We start from the raw sequence: 15751 nt of genomic DNA, 5'->3' as shown, positions 1-15751 counted from the left end.
TTATATGATGTATTTGTTTTTTTTCTTTTTATTCTTCAATGAAAAATTCATCTTTAAAACCAATAAGATACAATTTTTCTTTTGCTCTTGTAACTGCTGTATATAGCCATCTTAAATAATCTTTAGTAATACCATCTGGTAAGTATGGTTGCTCTACAAAAACAGTGTTCCATTGACCTCCTTGAGATTTATGACATGTTATTGCATATGAAAATTTTACTTGTAATGCATTGAAATATTTGTTGTTCTTTACTTTCAGAAATTTCTTGTAATTACTACTTTCATTTGCATAATCCTTCATGACTTCTTGATAAAGTCTATTAGAATCCTCGTAAGGTAACGATGGTGTTTCGGCTTTTATGGTATCTAGTAATAAAACGGTTTCAAAAGGTCTCATTTTAGGATAGTCTACCATTTTTACTTTAACTTCTGCAAAACGAAAGCCATATAACTCGATAATATTAAATATTTCAAGAATCTCAATTATATCTCCATTAGCTATAAAACCAGCTTCTGTTGTTGGTTTTATCCAGAAGTAATTGTTTTTTACAACCATTAAATAATCACCAGCTGTTAACTCGTGCTCATTGAATAAAATTCTACTACGAATTTGTTCATTATAAAGGTTGGCTCGTTTATTACTTCTTACTATTATCGCAGTTTCTTCATTTCCTAAATTACTGTAAGCATCATTAATTGCTTCCATAATTTCGTGTCCGTCTATTAGTCTTACAATATCTGTAAAGCCTTTTAGGTTAAATTTAAAAGAATCAAATAATTCATCAGACAAAGCTTCTCGTAGTTGTGTTGCGTTTACTAAAATGCCTGAATCTTGCTCTTGTCTTACCACTTGGTCTAGTTCCATTTTAGCTACATCTTTATTATAATTAAGTGATAATGTGCGTTCGCTTAAGGCTGGACTTAAATCTAGTTTTACAGGTGGCAATTGCGCTGTATCACCAATAAGTAATAATTTACAACGATGACCGGAATATACATACTGCATTAAATCATCAAGCAACGAGCCGTTTTCAAACAATTTAGATTCACCTGGTGTATCTGGTATCATAGATGCTTCATCAACAATAAATATTGTGTCTTTATGCTTATTAGGTTGCAAAACAAACTTAACTCCGCCGTTCTTCTCTTTTCTTGGAAAATATATTTTCTTATGAATTGTAAAAGCCTCTTTACCAGAATAATTAGAGATGACTTTTGCAGCTCTTCCTGTAGGCGCCATTAATACGGCACTTTTTTTAGCTTTCCATAGATTTGTTACAATAGTTCCTATGATTGTTGTCTTTCCTGTTCCTGCATATCCTTTTAAAACATATAAAGCTTTTGGATCTGTGCTAAAAATAAATTCAGATAATTGTAAAAGCACAATATCTTGTTTTTGTGTTGGAGAAAACGGAAAACGCTGTTTTATAAGGGTGTAAAATTCTGATGGAGTCATTAAGGGTATTGAAATATTATATTTTCTCAAATATAGGAATGATTTTTACTCATATAAGCTTTTACGATTAAAAAAAAATTGTAGATTTGCGTATAACCATATTTAATTTTAATTAAAAAACTATGTTAAATATTATTCTTGCAGTAGTTGCTGTAATAGTCGTGACAATTGGTCTAGTTTGGCTTGTTGATAAATTTGTACCTTCAAAACTTAAACCTGTTTTAATTTTAGCCCTTTGGGTTTTAATAGGGTTTTTAGGGTATCAAACTTTTATGTCTGTTTACAAGCCTATTCAATTTAATAAAATTAAAGAAAAACGCTATGCTGCTGTAATAGAACGCTTAATTGATATAAGAGATGCACAATTAGCTCATAGAGAAGTAACAGGTGTATTTGCTCCAAATTTTGAAAATTTAGTAAAATTTATTGATACAGCACAATACACAATTACACAACGTAGAGACTCTACTGTAATAGATGAAGAGTTAACAAAACGTTACGGTGGTGTAGAAACTACTAAAGAAATTACAATAATTGATACTTTAGGACATGTATCTGTAAAAGATTCTTTATTTAAAACGTCTACGCGCTACAAAACAATGATGAATATTCCTGGTTTTGAAGGTAAAAAGTTTGAAATGCAAGCTGGAACTTTAGATCAAGATGATGTTAAAATCCCTGTATTTGAAGCTAGCGTTAAAAAAGCTGTACTTTTAGAAGATCAAGATCAAGATTTAGTAGCTCAAGAAAATGAAGTTGTTTCTGTAGACGGTGTTAACGGAGATGCTATTATTGTTGGATCTATGACCGAAGTAAAAACCAATGGAAATTGGCCTAAAACTTATGGAGATAGCGAATAAGCCAAAACATACATTAACTAACCTAGATTTGTCCATTCAAATAAGTTTGAATGGACTTTCTTTTTGTGTATTACACAAACCTACCAACACAATTACCTTTTTAAAGCATATTGACACAGACAAAAAAGTAACTCCTTTCAAAATATTAGATTTACTTAAACACGCTTTTGTCTCTGAAACCATGCTACAAAACACTTTTAATAATGTCACTGTTGTACACGTTAACGAGCTATCTACTTTTGTACCTAAAGAGTTATTTAACGAAGAACTGCTAGCTGACTACTTAAAGTTTAATGCTAAAATATTAAAGTCTGATTATATAACTTTTGACACACTATCAAACAACAACAGTGTAAACGTTTATGTGCCCTTTGTAAATATAAACAACTACTTGTATGAGCGTTTTGGTGAATTTTCATATAAACACGTTTCAACAGTTTTAGTAGAAAAACTTCTTGAAGCACCTACAGAAAAACAACCTAAATTATATATACACGTAAGTAAATTTCACTACGAAATTGTAATCATTAAAAATGGTCAACTCTTATTTTACAATACCTTTGAATATAATACACAAGAAGATTTTATATATTACATTCTTTTTACAATAGAGCAATTAAACCTAAATCCAGAATCAGTTGAAACTATATTATTAGGAAATATTGTAAAAGATGACACCTATTACAATATTCTATATAAGTATATCAGACATGTAAGCTTTGGTAGCAAACAACACTTGTATAGCTTTAAAGAGCAGCCAGATTTAGATTATTCAGACTTTACTTTAATACACAGTTTATAATGCGCATTATTTCAGGAGAATACAAAGGCAGAAAAATTACAGCACCAAAAAAACTTCCTGTAAGGCCAACAACAGATATGGCCAAAGAAGCCTTATTTAATATTATAAACAATCAGTATTATTTTGATAGCATATCAGTATTAGATCTTTTTTCTGGAACCGGAAACATAAGTTACGAGTTTGCATCAAGAGGCACACAACAAATTACATGTGTAGACCAAGATTATGGCTGTATAAAGTTCATCAACGAAACCGCTAGAAGCTTTAACATGCCATTACAAACAATAAAGAGTGATGTTTTTAAATTTTTAGAAAAAACAACACAAAAAGCAACTATTATCTTTGCTGATCCGCCTTATGATTTTTCATTAGAACTGTTTGCTAAAATACCAGAACTAGTTTTTAATAATGATTTACTGGAAGCACAAGGTACTTTAATTGTAGAACATTCAAAACACACAGACTTATCATCATTAAAGAACTATAGCTACTCAAAAAGTTATGGCGGTAACATGTTTAGCTTCTTTGAAATGGAAGAAAACACAGCATAAGAAGAATAAAAAAGCAGATCTATAAGCCGAATTCTGTCCGAGAGTGTTTACCATTCTCGGCCTTATCATTTATCTGAATGTACTGTTGCCAGCACACTTTAGCTGCCTACCCTCCAACAATCGCACGTGCAGCACTCAAACGTTGGTATACATGACATTGCACCATATAGAGTTTACCTGATTTCACTACAGCATTACCTGTACATACTTTCTGTTGCACTTTTCCTAGCCTCACGACTGGTGGCTGTTAACCACTATATTTGCACTATGGTGTTCGGACTTTCCTCCATTCGCTAAAAAGCGAACAGCGATAAGGCGATCTGCTTGTCGGCAAAAGTACGTAAATTGTTAATAAATACTATTAAATTATGACGTATGAATTCTAATTTATGATTGGAATTTTTAACTTTGTTACATCAACAATTTTCAATGGAACATTTCGTAGTATCTGCAAGAAAATACAGACCTCAAACATTTAAAGATGTTGTGGGACAACAAGCTATTACTAATACGCTACTAAATGCTATTGAAAACAATCATCTAGCTCAAGCATTACTTTTTTGCGGACCTCGTGGTGTTGGAAAAACTACATGTGCCCGTATTTTAGCTAAAATGATAAACAGCGATGGTAGTGAAAATGAAAATGAAGATTTTGCTTTTAACATTTTTGAGCTTGATGCCGCTTCAAACAATTCAGTTGATGATATTAGAAATTTAACTGATCAAGTTAGAATTCCGCCACAAGTAGGTAAATACAAAGTATATATTATTGATGAGGTTCATATGCTCTCTCAAGCAGCTTTTAATGCATTCTTAAAAACCCTTGAAGAGCCACCAAAACACTGTATTTTTATTTTAGCAACAACTGAAAAGCATAAAATAATTCCTACTATTTTATCTCGTTGTCAGATATTTGATTTTAAGCGTATCACTATAAAAGACGCTAAAGAATACCTAAAATATATTGCTGAAGAACAAGGTATCACTGCCGAAGATGATGCACTCCATATTATAGCTCAAAAAGCTGATGGTGCCATGCGTGATGCACTTTCTATATTTGATCGTGTAGTAAGTTTTTCTGGAAAAAATCTAACCAGACAAGCCGTAACCGAAAACTTAAATGTTTTAGATTACGAAACATATTTTACAAGCACTGATTTTATTCTAGAAAACAAAATCCCTGAACTATTAATTCAGTTTAATGAAATACTTGCAAACGGTTTTGACGGACATCATTATATAGCTGGTTTAGCCTCTCACTTTAGAGACTTATTAGTTTGCCAAAATCAAGAAACCATTCAACTTCTTGACGTTGGTGATGACACTAAAGAAAAATATCTTTTACAGTCAAAAAAAGCTTCACAAGCATTTTTACTTCAAGGAATAGAGCTTGCAAATGATTGTGACTTAAAGTATAAAACCAGCAAAAATCAACGACTACTCGTTGAATTATGCCTTATGCAACTTGCCTCTATCACTTTTGATGGAGAAAAAAAAAATAGCAAAAACTACATAATTCCGGCTAGTTACTTTAAAAAGAAAGGTATTACGCCTATTCCTGTAACAGTACCAAAAGAAAGAGAAAACACTAATTCAACTGCTATAAGTACATCTCAAACACAAAAAAAGCAAGATGTAACAAAACCTGAAGATAAACCTAAAACAAGTTTAACTTCTGCATTAAAAAATCGTACTTCGGGATTATCATTAAAAAGTATAAAGGCGAAAAAGGCTCATCAAATAAAACAAATGGATGTTGTTATTGATGAAGAAGATTTGCCTACAGATGATTTTTCTGAAGATCAGCTTATAAAAGCTTGGTCAACCTTTGTAAAATCAATAGAAAAAAGAGGGCAATACAACCTTGCTTCTATTCTATCTATTGACACCCCAAAAGTACAAGGCACAACAATTCATTTAGAATTTCCTAATGCTACCAACAAAGTTGAAGTAGAACGACAGCAACATGATTTACTTATGTTTATAAGAAAAGAATTGAATAATTATGATATTCACTTAAGCATTACAGTAAATGAAACATTAGAAAAGAAATACGCCTATACAACTATGGAAAAATTTGAAAAGCTAAAAGAAAAAAATCCATTGATTGATACCTTACGTAAAACTTTTGATTTAGATTTATAATGATGAAATCACTCTTATCAATATCATTTTTAATGCTTATGGTTCTTTTTGCAAGCTGCGATGGCAGAGACCGTATGCGTAAAACATCAAAGGAAGTACTACAAGAAAGTAAGTTGCTTGATTCTTTTTCTGAAAACACAACCTATTTTCCAGAATCATACTCTGAAACTGTTACCGATACCATTTTAAGCAACGGAACCAAAGTAAGCATAAAAGCATACACTGATATGCAAAACAGTGTTTTAAACGCATTCAAATCTGATACTATAAATTTCAAGCATTATTACAGAGATTTTATAGCAGATGTTTCTATTACCACTAATAACAAGAAAACCTTAAATTATACTATAGATAAATCGTTTTTAAAAAAACACGATACGTTATCTAAAGTTGACAATACTTTTTATAAGAACGCCATCATAACATCTATCTCACTTGCACAATACGATTCCTTATCTACTAATAAAACCACATTGATTATTAGTTTATGCAAGCCAGAGACTGATAATTGCTCAACATACAGGATGCTTGTTGATCAAAATGGCGAACTAGAATTAAAACCTCAAGATTTATAAGTAATTTTTTCAAACCATGCTAGGACTAAAACTACCAACAGATCCACGTTGGGTAAATATTGTAGAGAAAAATATAGAAGATATTTTAACTGATCATGCTTATTGTGAGCAAAAAGCCGCAAGTACAGCCATATCACTTATGGTTAGCTTCCCAGAATATACTGATTTAGTTAAAGAAATGATTGCGCTGGTTAAAGAAGAAATCAGTCATTTTAAAATGGTACATGATAAAATTTTAGAACGTGGTTGGGTTTTAGGACGAGATAGAAAAGATGATTATGTAAACGCCTTATTAAAATTCTTTCCAAAAGGAGGTAGCAGAACAACACAGATGGTACACAGGTTACTTTATGCTGCATTAATTGAGGCCAGAAGTTGTGAACGTTTTAGATTATTATCAGAAGAATTACAAGACAAAGAACTTGCTGAATTTTACCGAAAACTTATGGTAAGTGAAGCCAATCATTATACAATGTTTTTAGGCTTTGCTAGACAATATGGTGACCGAAAAGAGGTTGATGAAAAATGGCAGCAATTACTTGATTTTGAAGCAGAAATAATGAAAGATTTAAGTAAGAAAGAGACAATTCATGGCTAGTAAATTGAGCCAAATAAAAAAACTCCGATACTATTTCAGTATCGGAGTTTTTTTATAGAGTAATTTATAATCTTGGTGTTAGATTTTTATACCTATACCAAATTGAATGTTTGTATTTATAGCTTCTCCCATTGGGTTGTTATCATCTAAAATATTACTTAAACCGTAAGAATATCTAGCATCGATAAAAATTTCATCAGTAATCATAAACTCTAAACCTCCAATTCCTGAAAAGCCAAAGTTTTTATAACCATCATTAAACTCATGAATTTTTACTCCAACCATTGGTCCTGCTCCAATAGATAATCTATCACCTATTTTAAATTTTACTAATATTGGTGCTTGAATATAATCAACACGTAAATCTCTATCTTTTGCTCCTTCAGCAGAATATTGAATTTCTGGTGCTAAAGCTATAGATGATGATAAATCGTACTCTGCAAAGAACCCAATTGCGAAACCGTTTCTATGCTTGTTTTCAAAAGTAGCATCAGGATCAAAATCTAAATTTGAAACGTTTAAGCCCGCTCTAACTCCGTAACTTTGTGAAAACGAATAGCTTGTTGTTATTACAAGTGCTAAAAAAAGTAATATTTTTTTCATAATTATAGTTTAATGTAGATTTAATTATTTGGTTATAATTAGCTAATATAAATTAATTTAATAAATATAATATAATAAAAGGACAAACTGCGTATTTTTTACTGTGTATTACTTGACACTGTATCATAATAAATACTCTTAATAATACCATCTGCCAATCCTATTTTGGGAACAAATATATCTTTAGCTCCACTCCATTTCATTGCTGAAAGGTAAATTCTGGTTGCTGGTATTATTACATCTGCTCTATCTTGATTTAAATCTAACTCTGTAATACGCTCTTCATAAGAGTAAGATTGAAGCATGTTATAATAGGACGTTAAATAAAAGTAGGTTAATGGTTTTCCTAGTGATTTACCTGAAATTTTAAATATTTTATTGATATTTCCACCAGATCCTAAAACATCTATTTTTTCGTATTGTTTGGTGTTTTCTTTTATCCAAACTTCTAATTCATCCCAAGTTTCCTTTTTTACAATATCGTTAAGTAATCTTACTGTACCTATTTTAAAAGATCTTGAAGTAATTGTATTTCCGTTATGAATTACTGTAAACTCGGTACTTCCGCCTCCTACATCAACATAAAGATATGTTTTGTTTTTGTCTATATAGGTATTTAAATCTGTTGCTGCTATTATTGCCGCTTCTTCTTCGCCGCCTATAATATCTATTTTAATATCTGTTTCGTTTAAAACTAGCTCTGATAATTTATTTCCGTTACTAGCTTCTCGCATTGCTGATGTAGCACATGCTTTATATTTTTCTACATTATGAGATTTCATAAGTAGTTTAAAAGCCTGCATGGTATCTAGCATGCGCTGTTGATTGTGTTTTGATATTTTTTGTTTTAAAAACACATCAGCTCCAAGACGAATAGGTACTCTTACTAATGAACTTTTTTTAAATCTTACGGGTTTTCCTTTTTCTTCAATGATGTTTGCTATGAGCAATCTTACGGCATTAGATCCTATATCAATAGCTGCATATTTCTTTATTGAAAGCATATAAATTAATTGTTTAGCTTTTTTAAGTAATAGTCATATATAGCAAATTGTGCTCTAATATTACTTTTTTGTTTTGGCTTATATTGATTGGTTTGCGAATCATTTAGCACTCTGGCTTTTACAGTATCACTCCAACAAATATCAAAAATATCAATAAGCTCTTGTTTTATATTTTCGTCATAAATAGGACAACTTACTTCTACTCTATTGTCAATGTTTCTTGTCATCCAATCTGCTGATGATATATAAACTTTTGGATTGTTATCGTTTCCAAATATATAAAGTCTTGTGTGCTCTAAAAACTTATCGACAATACTTATAACTTCTATATTCTCACTCATACCTGGAATACCAGGAATTAAACAGCAAATTCCTCTTACTATCATTTGTACTTTAACGCCGGCTCTGCTTGCTTCGTACAGTTTATCTACCATTTTAAAGCTTGAGATACTATTCATTTTTAAACGAATATAACCTTCTTTTCCAGCTTTTACATTTTCTATCTCTTTGTTTATGAGTTTAAATAAAGATGATTGTGTGTAATGAGGTGATGTTATGATGTGTTTGTAACGATATATCTTGTAGTTTGTTTCAAAGAAATTAAACACTTTATTTACATCTTTTAATATTTTTTGGTTTGATGTAAATAATGTAAAATCTGTATAAATTTTTGCTGTTGATTCGTTAAAGTTTCCGGTGCTTATAAAACCGTATCGTTTTAATTTATCATCTTCTTCACGTTCTATAACGCACATCTTACTGTGCACTTTTAGACCTTGAACTCCAAATATTAGGTTTACACCTTCGTTTTCCATTTGTTCAGCATAATCAATATTTGCTTGTTCGTCAAAACGGGCTTGAATTTCTATAGAAACCGTTACTTTTTTACCATTTTTAGCCGCATTAATTAATGAACTTGCTACGTGAGATATTTGTGCCAACCTGTAAATGGTGATTTTTATTGTTTTTACAGATGGGTCTAAAGCAGCTTCTCTTAAAAACTTAACAACGTAAGAAAAGGTATGATACGGCGTGTGTATCATATAATCTTTATCTGCTATGGTTTTAAATATACTTTCTTCTAGACTTAAACCTTTTACTTCTAAAGCTTGAATTTTACTATACAGTAAATCTGTACGTCCAAGACTTGGGAAATCCATGTAATCACGTCTGTTATGATAACGACCTCCTGGAATTATACTATCTGTTGAGTCTATCCCCATTTTGTCCATCAAAAACAAAAGTGTTTCCTTGTCTATCGTTTTATCATAAACAAAACGAACAGGCTCTCCTATTTGTCTGTGTTTTACACTATCAGAAATTTTTTCTATAAAACTTTTACTTAAATCACTTTCTAAATCCAACTCACCATCTCGAGTTATCTTTATCATATGCGCATTTATATTGGTATAGTTAAAAATGCTGAATATGTCATTTAAGCAATAGCGAAGTAAATCGTCTAGCATCATGATGTAGCTTTTGCCATCTTTTTCTGGCAGCTCTACAAAACGATCCATAGATTTTGATATTTCTATTAATGCGTATTGAGCTTCTTTTTTATTTAAACTCATTTTTACAGCTAAATAAGCCGCACTATCTTTAAGATTAGGAAGCTCAACTAAATCATTAAGGATGATAGTTACTAAAGCTGGACTAACTTTCTGAATGAAGTAATTTTTAATAAACTTATGGTGTGCATCATCTACCTGTGATTCATTAATAATAAAAATACCTTCACTTTCTAGCTTCTTGTGTATTTTACTTAATACTTTTAAGCTATGACTTTGTTGCTTTATAACTATTTGAGTAATAATATCTAATAGTTCGCTAGCTTTTAGAACTCCTAATTCGCTTTTTCCTCCTTTTCCTGCCTCTACAATACGCTTTACAGTAGCATAACGAACCTTAAAAAACTCATCTAAATTATTAGAGAAAATTCCTAAAAAACGTAGTCTTTCAATTAATGGAACCGATTCATCTTCGGCTTCCTGCAGTACACGAGCATTAAATTGTAACCAACTAACTTCTCTATTAATATATCTGTTGCTTTTATCAACTTTATTCATTAAAATAAATTTTATACAAATATATCCTATTAAACAATATGTGTATGATTAAGTTTACTTTAAATCTCTTGGAAACAAAACATAGTCTGTAATACCTTTACTTAAATCTTGCCAATGATTTGTATTGAAGTTTATAACTACCAATCCGCTAGTTGGTACATTATCAATATGTTTATCGCCGTATGTATTAACAAATGATGTTAATGCATGGTTATGGCCAAATAGCATTAATGTGTTTATCTCATCACTACAAGATTTTATTACGTTGAGTAATAATTCTCCAGAAAAATCATATAAATCATGCAGTAACTGAAATTTATTTTCAGGAAAATTCAGAGCTTCTTTAAAAATTCTTGCGGTGTATTTAGCACGAAAGGCATCACTAGAAATGATAACATCAGGTTTATAGTTTAAATTTTTAAACGTATTTGAGACTAATTTTGCATCATTTATACCGCGATCTAATAAGGGTCTTTCATGATCAATTACATTTTCTTTCCATGAAGACTTTGCATGCCTTACAAGTATTAACTTTTTCATAATGTTTCGATTAAATACCATTTTTATCGATAAAATGTTGTTTATTATCGGTTATTAACTTACTTTGCACTCAAATTTTAAAAACCATGTAACACAAAGCAAGTAAGTAATGAGATAAAAATAGTTTATTTTTTGTTTAAAACTCAATAAGATAGGTCGTTTAATTATAATAAATAACCGATTAAATGATGAGCATTCTCATTTAATCGAATTTATTTGTGATTTAACATTTTTTTTTGATTGAGTTGTTTTATCGCTATTTATTTGCTATGTAAGCTATTAATCAAAATGAATCCCAAGTCACAAATTTTTCTTAATCCATTATGCATTGATTTTCAATGCACTTCCCTCAACAAAAGAACATAATGTAAAGAATTATGAAGGTATTTTTAATACCGTGACCTAACACAAATATAATGTGTCATAATAATTAAAGTTTACGAAAAAGTATTAATAAAGTTATAAATTTTTTTAATAAAAATAATTATGAAACTTAAAGTTGGCCCTACATTTTCAAATGTTTTATTTTATTGTGCCTTCATGCTATTATTTACAGGGTATAGCTTTGCACAACAAAACCCAATATACAGATTAACTGATGGTAATGCGCAAGTACAAGGCCGTTCTGCACAAGTGATCGCTAATTATCCTGAAGATTTATTATTTAATTTAGAATCATCAATTTACATAAAAAATAATGCGGTTTTAAACACGTATGGTAATACGGCTCCTAAAGTTCTAAAGGTTAAAGATTCTCAATCTCTTAACTTTTTATATACCTATAATGAGCTTTATAATGAAGTAGAAATGATTACAATAAACTTAAAATCCTTGAGTGATTTATCATCGCCTTTTGATGTTGACTCTATTCGTGGTTTTAGCCATCTTAAATACATTTACTTAAAATGCGAGTTTCCTATAAGTGAAAGTCAAATTCGTGCATTTATTCAAAATGCAGATACAGAAATAAGTATTTTCTATAAAAACATAAACCGTTCATAAGAGGTATTAGCTTAATTAAAAGTTATAAAAATGAAAAAATTATACGCTTCAAAAAATAAAACCTATAAATATCAAATACAGTTATTTTTAGCAGTTTTTGCTTTATTATCTGCATCTTTTTATAGTTATAGTCAGGTTAGAGTTGACTTTGATCCTAGAGCTTCAATATACTCGCCAAACAAAACCATTTACAATGTAAAAGGTGATTTTACCATGATGGGAAACACAAACCTTACATTAGTAAATTATGGTAATAACACCAATAATGGTGGTAATGACATGAGATATGTTGATGTTGATAATGACCCATATACATTAAACTCATCATCTGCTACATTACAATTTTCAACTGAAAACGGTGCTATACCTGAATGTTCAAACATTGTTTATGCTGGATTATACTGGAGTGGTAGAGCAGGTTCAAGCAATACTTTTACAGTCTCAAAAAACATCAATACTGGAAATACAACAACACAACAAGTTACTACAGATTATACAGTTTATAGTGCGTATAGTATACCTAATACAAACTACACATTAAATGTTACAAACCAAGGCAGTGGTCAATACAGGTTTAGATTTTCATCTTCTGGAGCTGGAGATACAGTTGATTTTATTTATAGAACTTCTGGTTGGAATGAAACAGTTCATGTTTCAGTAAATAATGGCCCAGAGCAAGCTATTTCTACATCTTATATTGATGATAACAATGCCTATCTTAATTCTGATTATCAAATATTTTCAGACTCAAATTATACATTATCTGTAGACAGACTACGTCTACAAGGATATGACAGAGCTTATGTAGACGTTACATATAACGAAACTATACCTGAAACAATTTTAGTTACAAAAAATTATGATAAGCGTAAAATATCTATAAAAGGTCCAAACGCAACAAGCTATACAGAGCTTACAGCTGCTAACAACGAAATTTATTACCCAAATGGCGTAGATGATAATATGTATTCTGCTTATACTGAAATTACAGATTATGTAAGAGCTAATGGTATTGGAGAGTACTTTCTTGCTGATATGGCATTAAGAGAAGGAGACCCTGATGGAACTGGTTACTATGGTGGTTGGGGAATGGTTGTTGTTTATGAAAACACGAAAATGAAATGGAGAGATGTAACCGTATTTGACGGACATGCTTACGTGGTTTCTTCTAACAACAATTCTTATATCATTGATGTTGACGGATTTAATTCAACACAAAGCGGTGATGTAAACGTAAAATTAGGAATGATGGCTGGTGAAGGTGATGTAGGCTTTACAGGAGATACATTTCAAATTGAGAATAGAAATTCAGGAAACTATACATCATTAAGTCATGCTGGAAATTCAACGGGTAACTTTTTTAATTCATCTGTTTCAACTGGTGGAAACCCTAGAAATCCACCACTACAAAACAATACGGGAATAGATATTAGTATGTTTACCATTAATAATACAGGTAATGCTATTATTAATAATAACCAAACATCTACATCTTTTAGGTATTTTACAGACGGAGATACCTACTCTATCTACAATGTAACATTTTCTGTAGATGCATACATTCCAGAATCTGAAGGTGTTTTAGCGACTACAACAATTAATGGAAACCCTGTAGGATCTCAACAATTAGTTGTAGAGCCTGGAGACGAAATAGAATATGGTGTACAAATTAAAAATAAAGGAACAGAAGCTATAGAAGATTCAAGACTTGTTATTCCTATTCCTTTTACTTCAAATTATGTATTATCTAGTATTACTTTTAATGAGTATCATAGTTTATTTGCCGCTAATCCACCATATTTTGATCCTAATGAAGGTGCAACTGGTGCTATTGTATGGGATATAGATTATTTACCACTAAATAGTGCTGATTTAGAAATGGTACTTGCTGATATTTCTTTCAAATTGAAAGCTACAGAAGATTGTTCAATTTTAGTCAACAATAACTGTACACCAAAAATTGTGATTTTAGGTGGTTATATATCTGGTACAGGTGTTATTTCTGGAATAGACTACTCTCTACCACTTATACAAGGGTATCAGCAAAACGGTGTATGCCAAGGAGAACCTAATACAGAACCTATAGAAATTAACATTGATTCTGAACAATACATTTTAGATAATTGTACAGGCGTTTCAATAGAAAGAGAATTTTTCTACTGTAGCTTTGACGGAAATTCAATTCCTGTTTCTCAAGTAGAAGCACACTTTCCTCCAGGATCATTATTTTATGATTCTTACCCTATTACGCCATCAACAACACAATACACATCTTCAAACCCGTTTCCTGCGACTTTGGGAGTATCTACATATTACGCAATTCCTCCTGGAAATTCTACATGTAATTATATATTTACTATTGAAGTTAATGATATTGAAACAACACCTACCACTAGTAATGTGGCATATTGCTTAAACGAAACAGCAAGCCCACTAACCGCTACAACTACAGATACAGATTACATACTATTATATTACACAGATAATGATCCTAATACTGTTGGTCAATCGTCAATAACTCCTTCTACAAATACAGCTGGAACTTTTACATATTATGTTTCTGAAGGCCCAAGTAATACTTGTCACGGAAACCGTGTACCACTGACTGTAAATGTTTATGATCCAATTTCAATTACTTTAGAAGAGCAAATAAATGAATCTTGTGAAAATAATAATTCAGGTGCTATTGACATAAGTGTTACAGGTGGTTCTGGTAATTATACCTTTGATTGGGATAATAACGGAGCAGAAGATCCTGATTCTGATACAGAAGACTTAACGGGTCTTGCTGCTGGAACTTATACGATAACTGTTAGTGATGCTAATTCTAATTGCTCTGCAACAGAAAGCTTTACTATTACAATTGAAGATAACACAGCTCCAGTAATTACAGTTCCTGAAGATATAACTGTTGAAGGTTGCTCTACTGCTGATATTCTTAATGGTAACTTAACAGCTCTACCATATAGTGAAACTGCTGTGGTAATTACAATACAACAATTCACTAGTGAAAACGGAACTTATACTGAAGATAGTGTTGCGCAAATAACCTATCAAGATGAAGCTTCTCAATCCTGCCCTATTGTTGTTAAAAGAAGTTTTAAAATAACTGATAATTGTGGACTATCAGATAGTGGTATTCAAAATATAACAATTCAAAATCCTAGTTTTTCAATCACAGAACCTAATGGAAGTTCATCTGTAGCCTGTATTGATAATGCTACTGAAACTTTTACAATGCCAACTATTACGGATAATTGTGGAAACACGCTTACACCGTCAACTGCAGTAGTTACAGATAATCCAGACCCAATAACTTGCAATGGAACTAGAACATACACATATACATATACTGACTGTACAAATACTCAACAAACATGGTCGTTTGTTTACACTATTGAAGTAGAAGACTTTACTGCTCCTGCTCCAACTTCTGATACTGTGGCTTGTTACGATAATATCGTTTTACCTACATTACCTACAGTAACTGATAACTGTGGTAATACTTTAACGCCTTCTGCTGTAGTTGAATCTACTTCTCCTGATTGT

13 protein-coding genes and 1 other RNA gene are annotated in these 15751 nt (G+C 31.1%); 8 read left to right on the top strand and 6 right to left on the bottom strand.

The window, feature by feature from the left end:
- Positions 1 to 28 precede the first annotated feature (28 nt).
- A complete protein-coding gene (locus ACN5J3_RS06350; protein ID WP_418511163.1) occupies positions 29 to 1456 on the bottom strand; it encodes an ATP-dependent DNA helicase in 1428 nt (475 codons plus the stop codon).
- A gap of 122 nt (positions 1457 to 1578) precedes the next feature.
- Between ACN5J3_RS06350 and ACN5J3_RS06345 the strand changes: the two genes are divergently transcribed.
- From ACN5J3_RS06345 to ACN5J3_RS06335, 3 genes are read left to right on the top strand one after another with little or no spacing between them, the layout of a single operon-like run.
- The gene (locus ACN5J3_RS06345; RefSeq protein WP_417291052.1) at positions 1579 to 2316 is read left to right on the top strand and encodes a hypothetical protein; all 738 of its coding nucleotides are present in this window, start codon (positions 1579 to 1581) and stop codon (positions 2314 to 2316) included.
- Positions 2300 to 3118: a DUF3822 family protein gene (locus ACN5J3_RS06340; RefSeq protein ID WP_418509816.1), complete on the top strand. Its 819-nt coding sequence runs from the start codon at positions 2300 to 2302 to the stop codon at positions 3116 to 3118. Before ACN5J3_RS06345 ends, ACN5J3_RS06340 begins: the two co-directional genes overlap by 17 nt.
- A complete protein-coding gene (locus ACN5J3_RS06335; protein ID WP_418511162.1) occupies positions 3118 to 3669 on the top strand; it encodes an RsmD family RNA methyltransferase in 552 nt (183 codons plus the stop codon). Before ACN5J3_RS06340 ends, ACN5J3_RS06335 begins: the two co-directional genes overlap by 1 nt.
- Positions 3670 to 3675: 6 nt before the next feature.
- On the opposite strand, the gene rnpB is transcribed toward ACN5J3_RS06335, so the two are convergent.
- Positions 3676 to 3996: RNase P RNA component class A (gene rnpB / locus ACN5J3_RS06330), an RNA gene on the bottom strand.
- 102 nt (positions 3997 to 4098) lie between these two features.
- On the opposite strand from rnpB, the gene dnaX reads away from it, so the two are divergent.
- From dnaX to ACN5J3_RS06315, 3 genes are read left to right on the top strand one after another with little or no spacing between them, the layout of a single operon-like run.
- A complete protein-coding gene (gene dnaX / locus ACN5J3_RS06325) occupies positions 4099 to 5814 on the top strand; it encodes a DNA polymerase III subunit gamma/tau (protein ID WP_418511161.1) in 1716 nt (571 codons plus the stop codon).
- Entirely contained in the window at positions 5814 to 6389 is a 576-nt protein-coding gene (locus tag ACN5J3_RS06320) for a hypothetical protein (protein WP_418511160.1), read from the top strand. The genes dnaX and ACN5J3_RS06320 overlap by 1 nt, the downstream gene beginning before the upstream one ends.
- 16 nt (positions 6390 to 6405) lie before the next feature.
- A complete protein-coding gene (locus ACN5J3_RS06315) occupies positions 6406 to 6987 on the top strand; it encodes a tRNA-(ms[2]io[6]A)-hydroxylase (protein ID WP_417291057.1) in 582 nt (193 codons plus the stop codon).
- A 78-nt stretch (positions 6988 to 7065) separates the two neighbouring features.
- Here ACN5J3_RS06315 and ACN5J3_RS06310 read toward each other — a convergent pair whose 3' ends face one another.
- From ACN5J3_RS06310 to ACN5J3_RS06295, 4 genes are all read right to left on the bottom strand, one after another.
- Positions 7066 to 7590, bottom strand: a complete 525-nt coding sequence (locus ACN5J3_RS06310) for a porin family protein (RefSeq protein ID WP_417291058.1) — start codon at positions 7588 to 7590, stop codon at positions 7066 to 7068.
- A gap of 98 nt (positions 7591 to 7688) precedes the next feature.
- On the bottom strand, positions 7689 to 8594 hold the full coding sequence (locus ACN5J3_RS06305) for an exopolyphosphatase (RefSeq protein WP_344730700.1): 906 nt from the start codon (positions 8592 to 8594) through the stop codon (positions 7689 to 7691).
- Between the two features lie 5 nt (positions 8595 to 8599).
- Positions 8600 to 10660: a polyphosphate kinase 1 gene (gene ppk1, locus ACN5J3_RS06300; RefSeq protein ID WP_418511159.1), complete on the bottom strand. Its 2061-nt coding sequence runs from the start codon at positions 10658 to 10660 to the stop codon at positions 8600 to 8602.
- Between the two features lie 54 nt (positions 10661 to 10714).
- On the bottom strand, positions 10715 to 11200 hold the full coding sequence (locus tag ACN5J3_RS06295; RefSeq protein ID WP_418511158.1) for a SixA phosphatase family protein: 486 nt from the start codon (positions 11198 to 11200) through the stop codon (positions 10715 to 10717).
- A 486-nt stretch (positions 11201 to 11686) separates the two neighbouring features.
- Here ACN5J3_RS06295 and ACN5J3_RS06290 point away from each other — a divergent pair, with 486 nt between their 5' ends.
- Together ACN5J3_RS06290 and ACN5J3_RS06285 are read left to right on the top strand one after the other, a co-directional pair.
- Positions 11687 to 12202 carry a hypothetical protein gene (locus tag ACN5J3_RS06290; protein WP_418511157.1) on the top strand — a complete coding sequence of 172 codons (516 nt, stop codon included), beginning with the start codon at positions 11687 to 11689 and terminating at the stop codon, positions 12200 to 12202.
- 30 nt (positions 12203 to 12232) lie between these two features.
- On the top strand, positions 12233 to 15751 hold a 3519-nt coding region (locus ACN5J3_RS06285), incomplete at its 3' end, for a hypothetical protein (protein ID WP_418511156.1).

Origin of the sequence: Corallibacter sp., from assembly GCF_048381695.1 — a bacterium.
Lineage (GTDB): Bacteria > Bacteroidota > Bacteroidia > Flavobacteriales > Flavobacteriaceae > Corallibacter > Corallibacter vietnamensis.
This window is presented reverse-complemented; position numbering and strand designations above follow the sequence as displayed.

Coding starts and splice junctions, on each gene's coding strand:
- ACN5J3_RS06350 (WP_418511163.1), bottom strand. CDS start 1,456: ATGACTCCATCAGAATTTTACACCCTTATAAAACAGCGTTTTCCGTTT.
- ACN5J3_RS06310 (WP_417291058.1), bottom strand. CDS start 7,590: ATGAAAAAAATATTACTTTTTTTAGCACTTGTAATAACAACAAGCTAT.
- ACN5J3_RS06345 (WP_417291052.1), top strand. CDS start 1,579: ATGTTAAATATTATTCTTGCAGTAGTTGCTGTAATAGTCGTGACAATT.
- dnaX (WP_418511161.1), top strand. CDS start 4,099: ATGGAACATTTCGTAGTATCTGCAAGAAAATACAGACCTCAAACATTT.
- ppk1 (WP_418511159.1), bottom strand. CDS start 10,660: ATGAATAAAGTTGATAAAAGCAACAGATATATTAATAGAGAAGTTAGT.
- ACN5J3_RS06340 (WP_418509816.1), top strand. CDS start 2,300: ATGGAGATAGCGAATAAGCCAAAACATACATTAACTAACCTAGATTTG.
- ACN5J3_RS06305 (WP_344730700.1), bottom strand. CDS start 8,594: ATGCTTTCAATAAAGAAATATGCAGCTATTGATATAGGATCTAATGCC.
- ACN5J3_RS06290 (WP_418511157.1), top strand. CDS start 11,687: ATGAAACTTAAAGTTGGCCCTACATTTTCAAATGTTTTATTTTATTGT.
- ACN5J3_RS06295 (WP_418511158.1), bottom strand. CDS start 11,200: ATGAAAAAGTTAATACTTGTAAGGCATGCAAAGTCTTCATGGAAAGAA.
- ACN5J3_RS06335 (WP_418511162.1), top strand. CDS start 3,118: ATGCGCATTATTTCAGGAGAATACAAAGGCAGAAAAATTACAGCACCA.
- ACN5J3_RS06320 (WP_418511160.1), top strand. CDS start 5,814: ATGATGAAATCACTCTTATCAATATCATTTTTAATGCTTATGGTTCTT.
- ACN5J3_RS06315 (WP_417291057.1), top strand. CDS start 6,406: ATGCTAGGACTAAAACTACCAACAGATCCACGTTGGGTAAATATTGTA.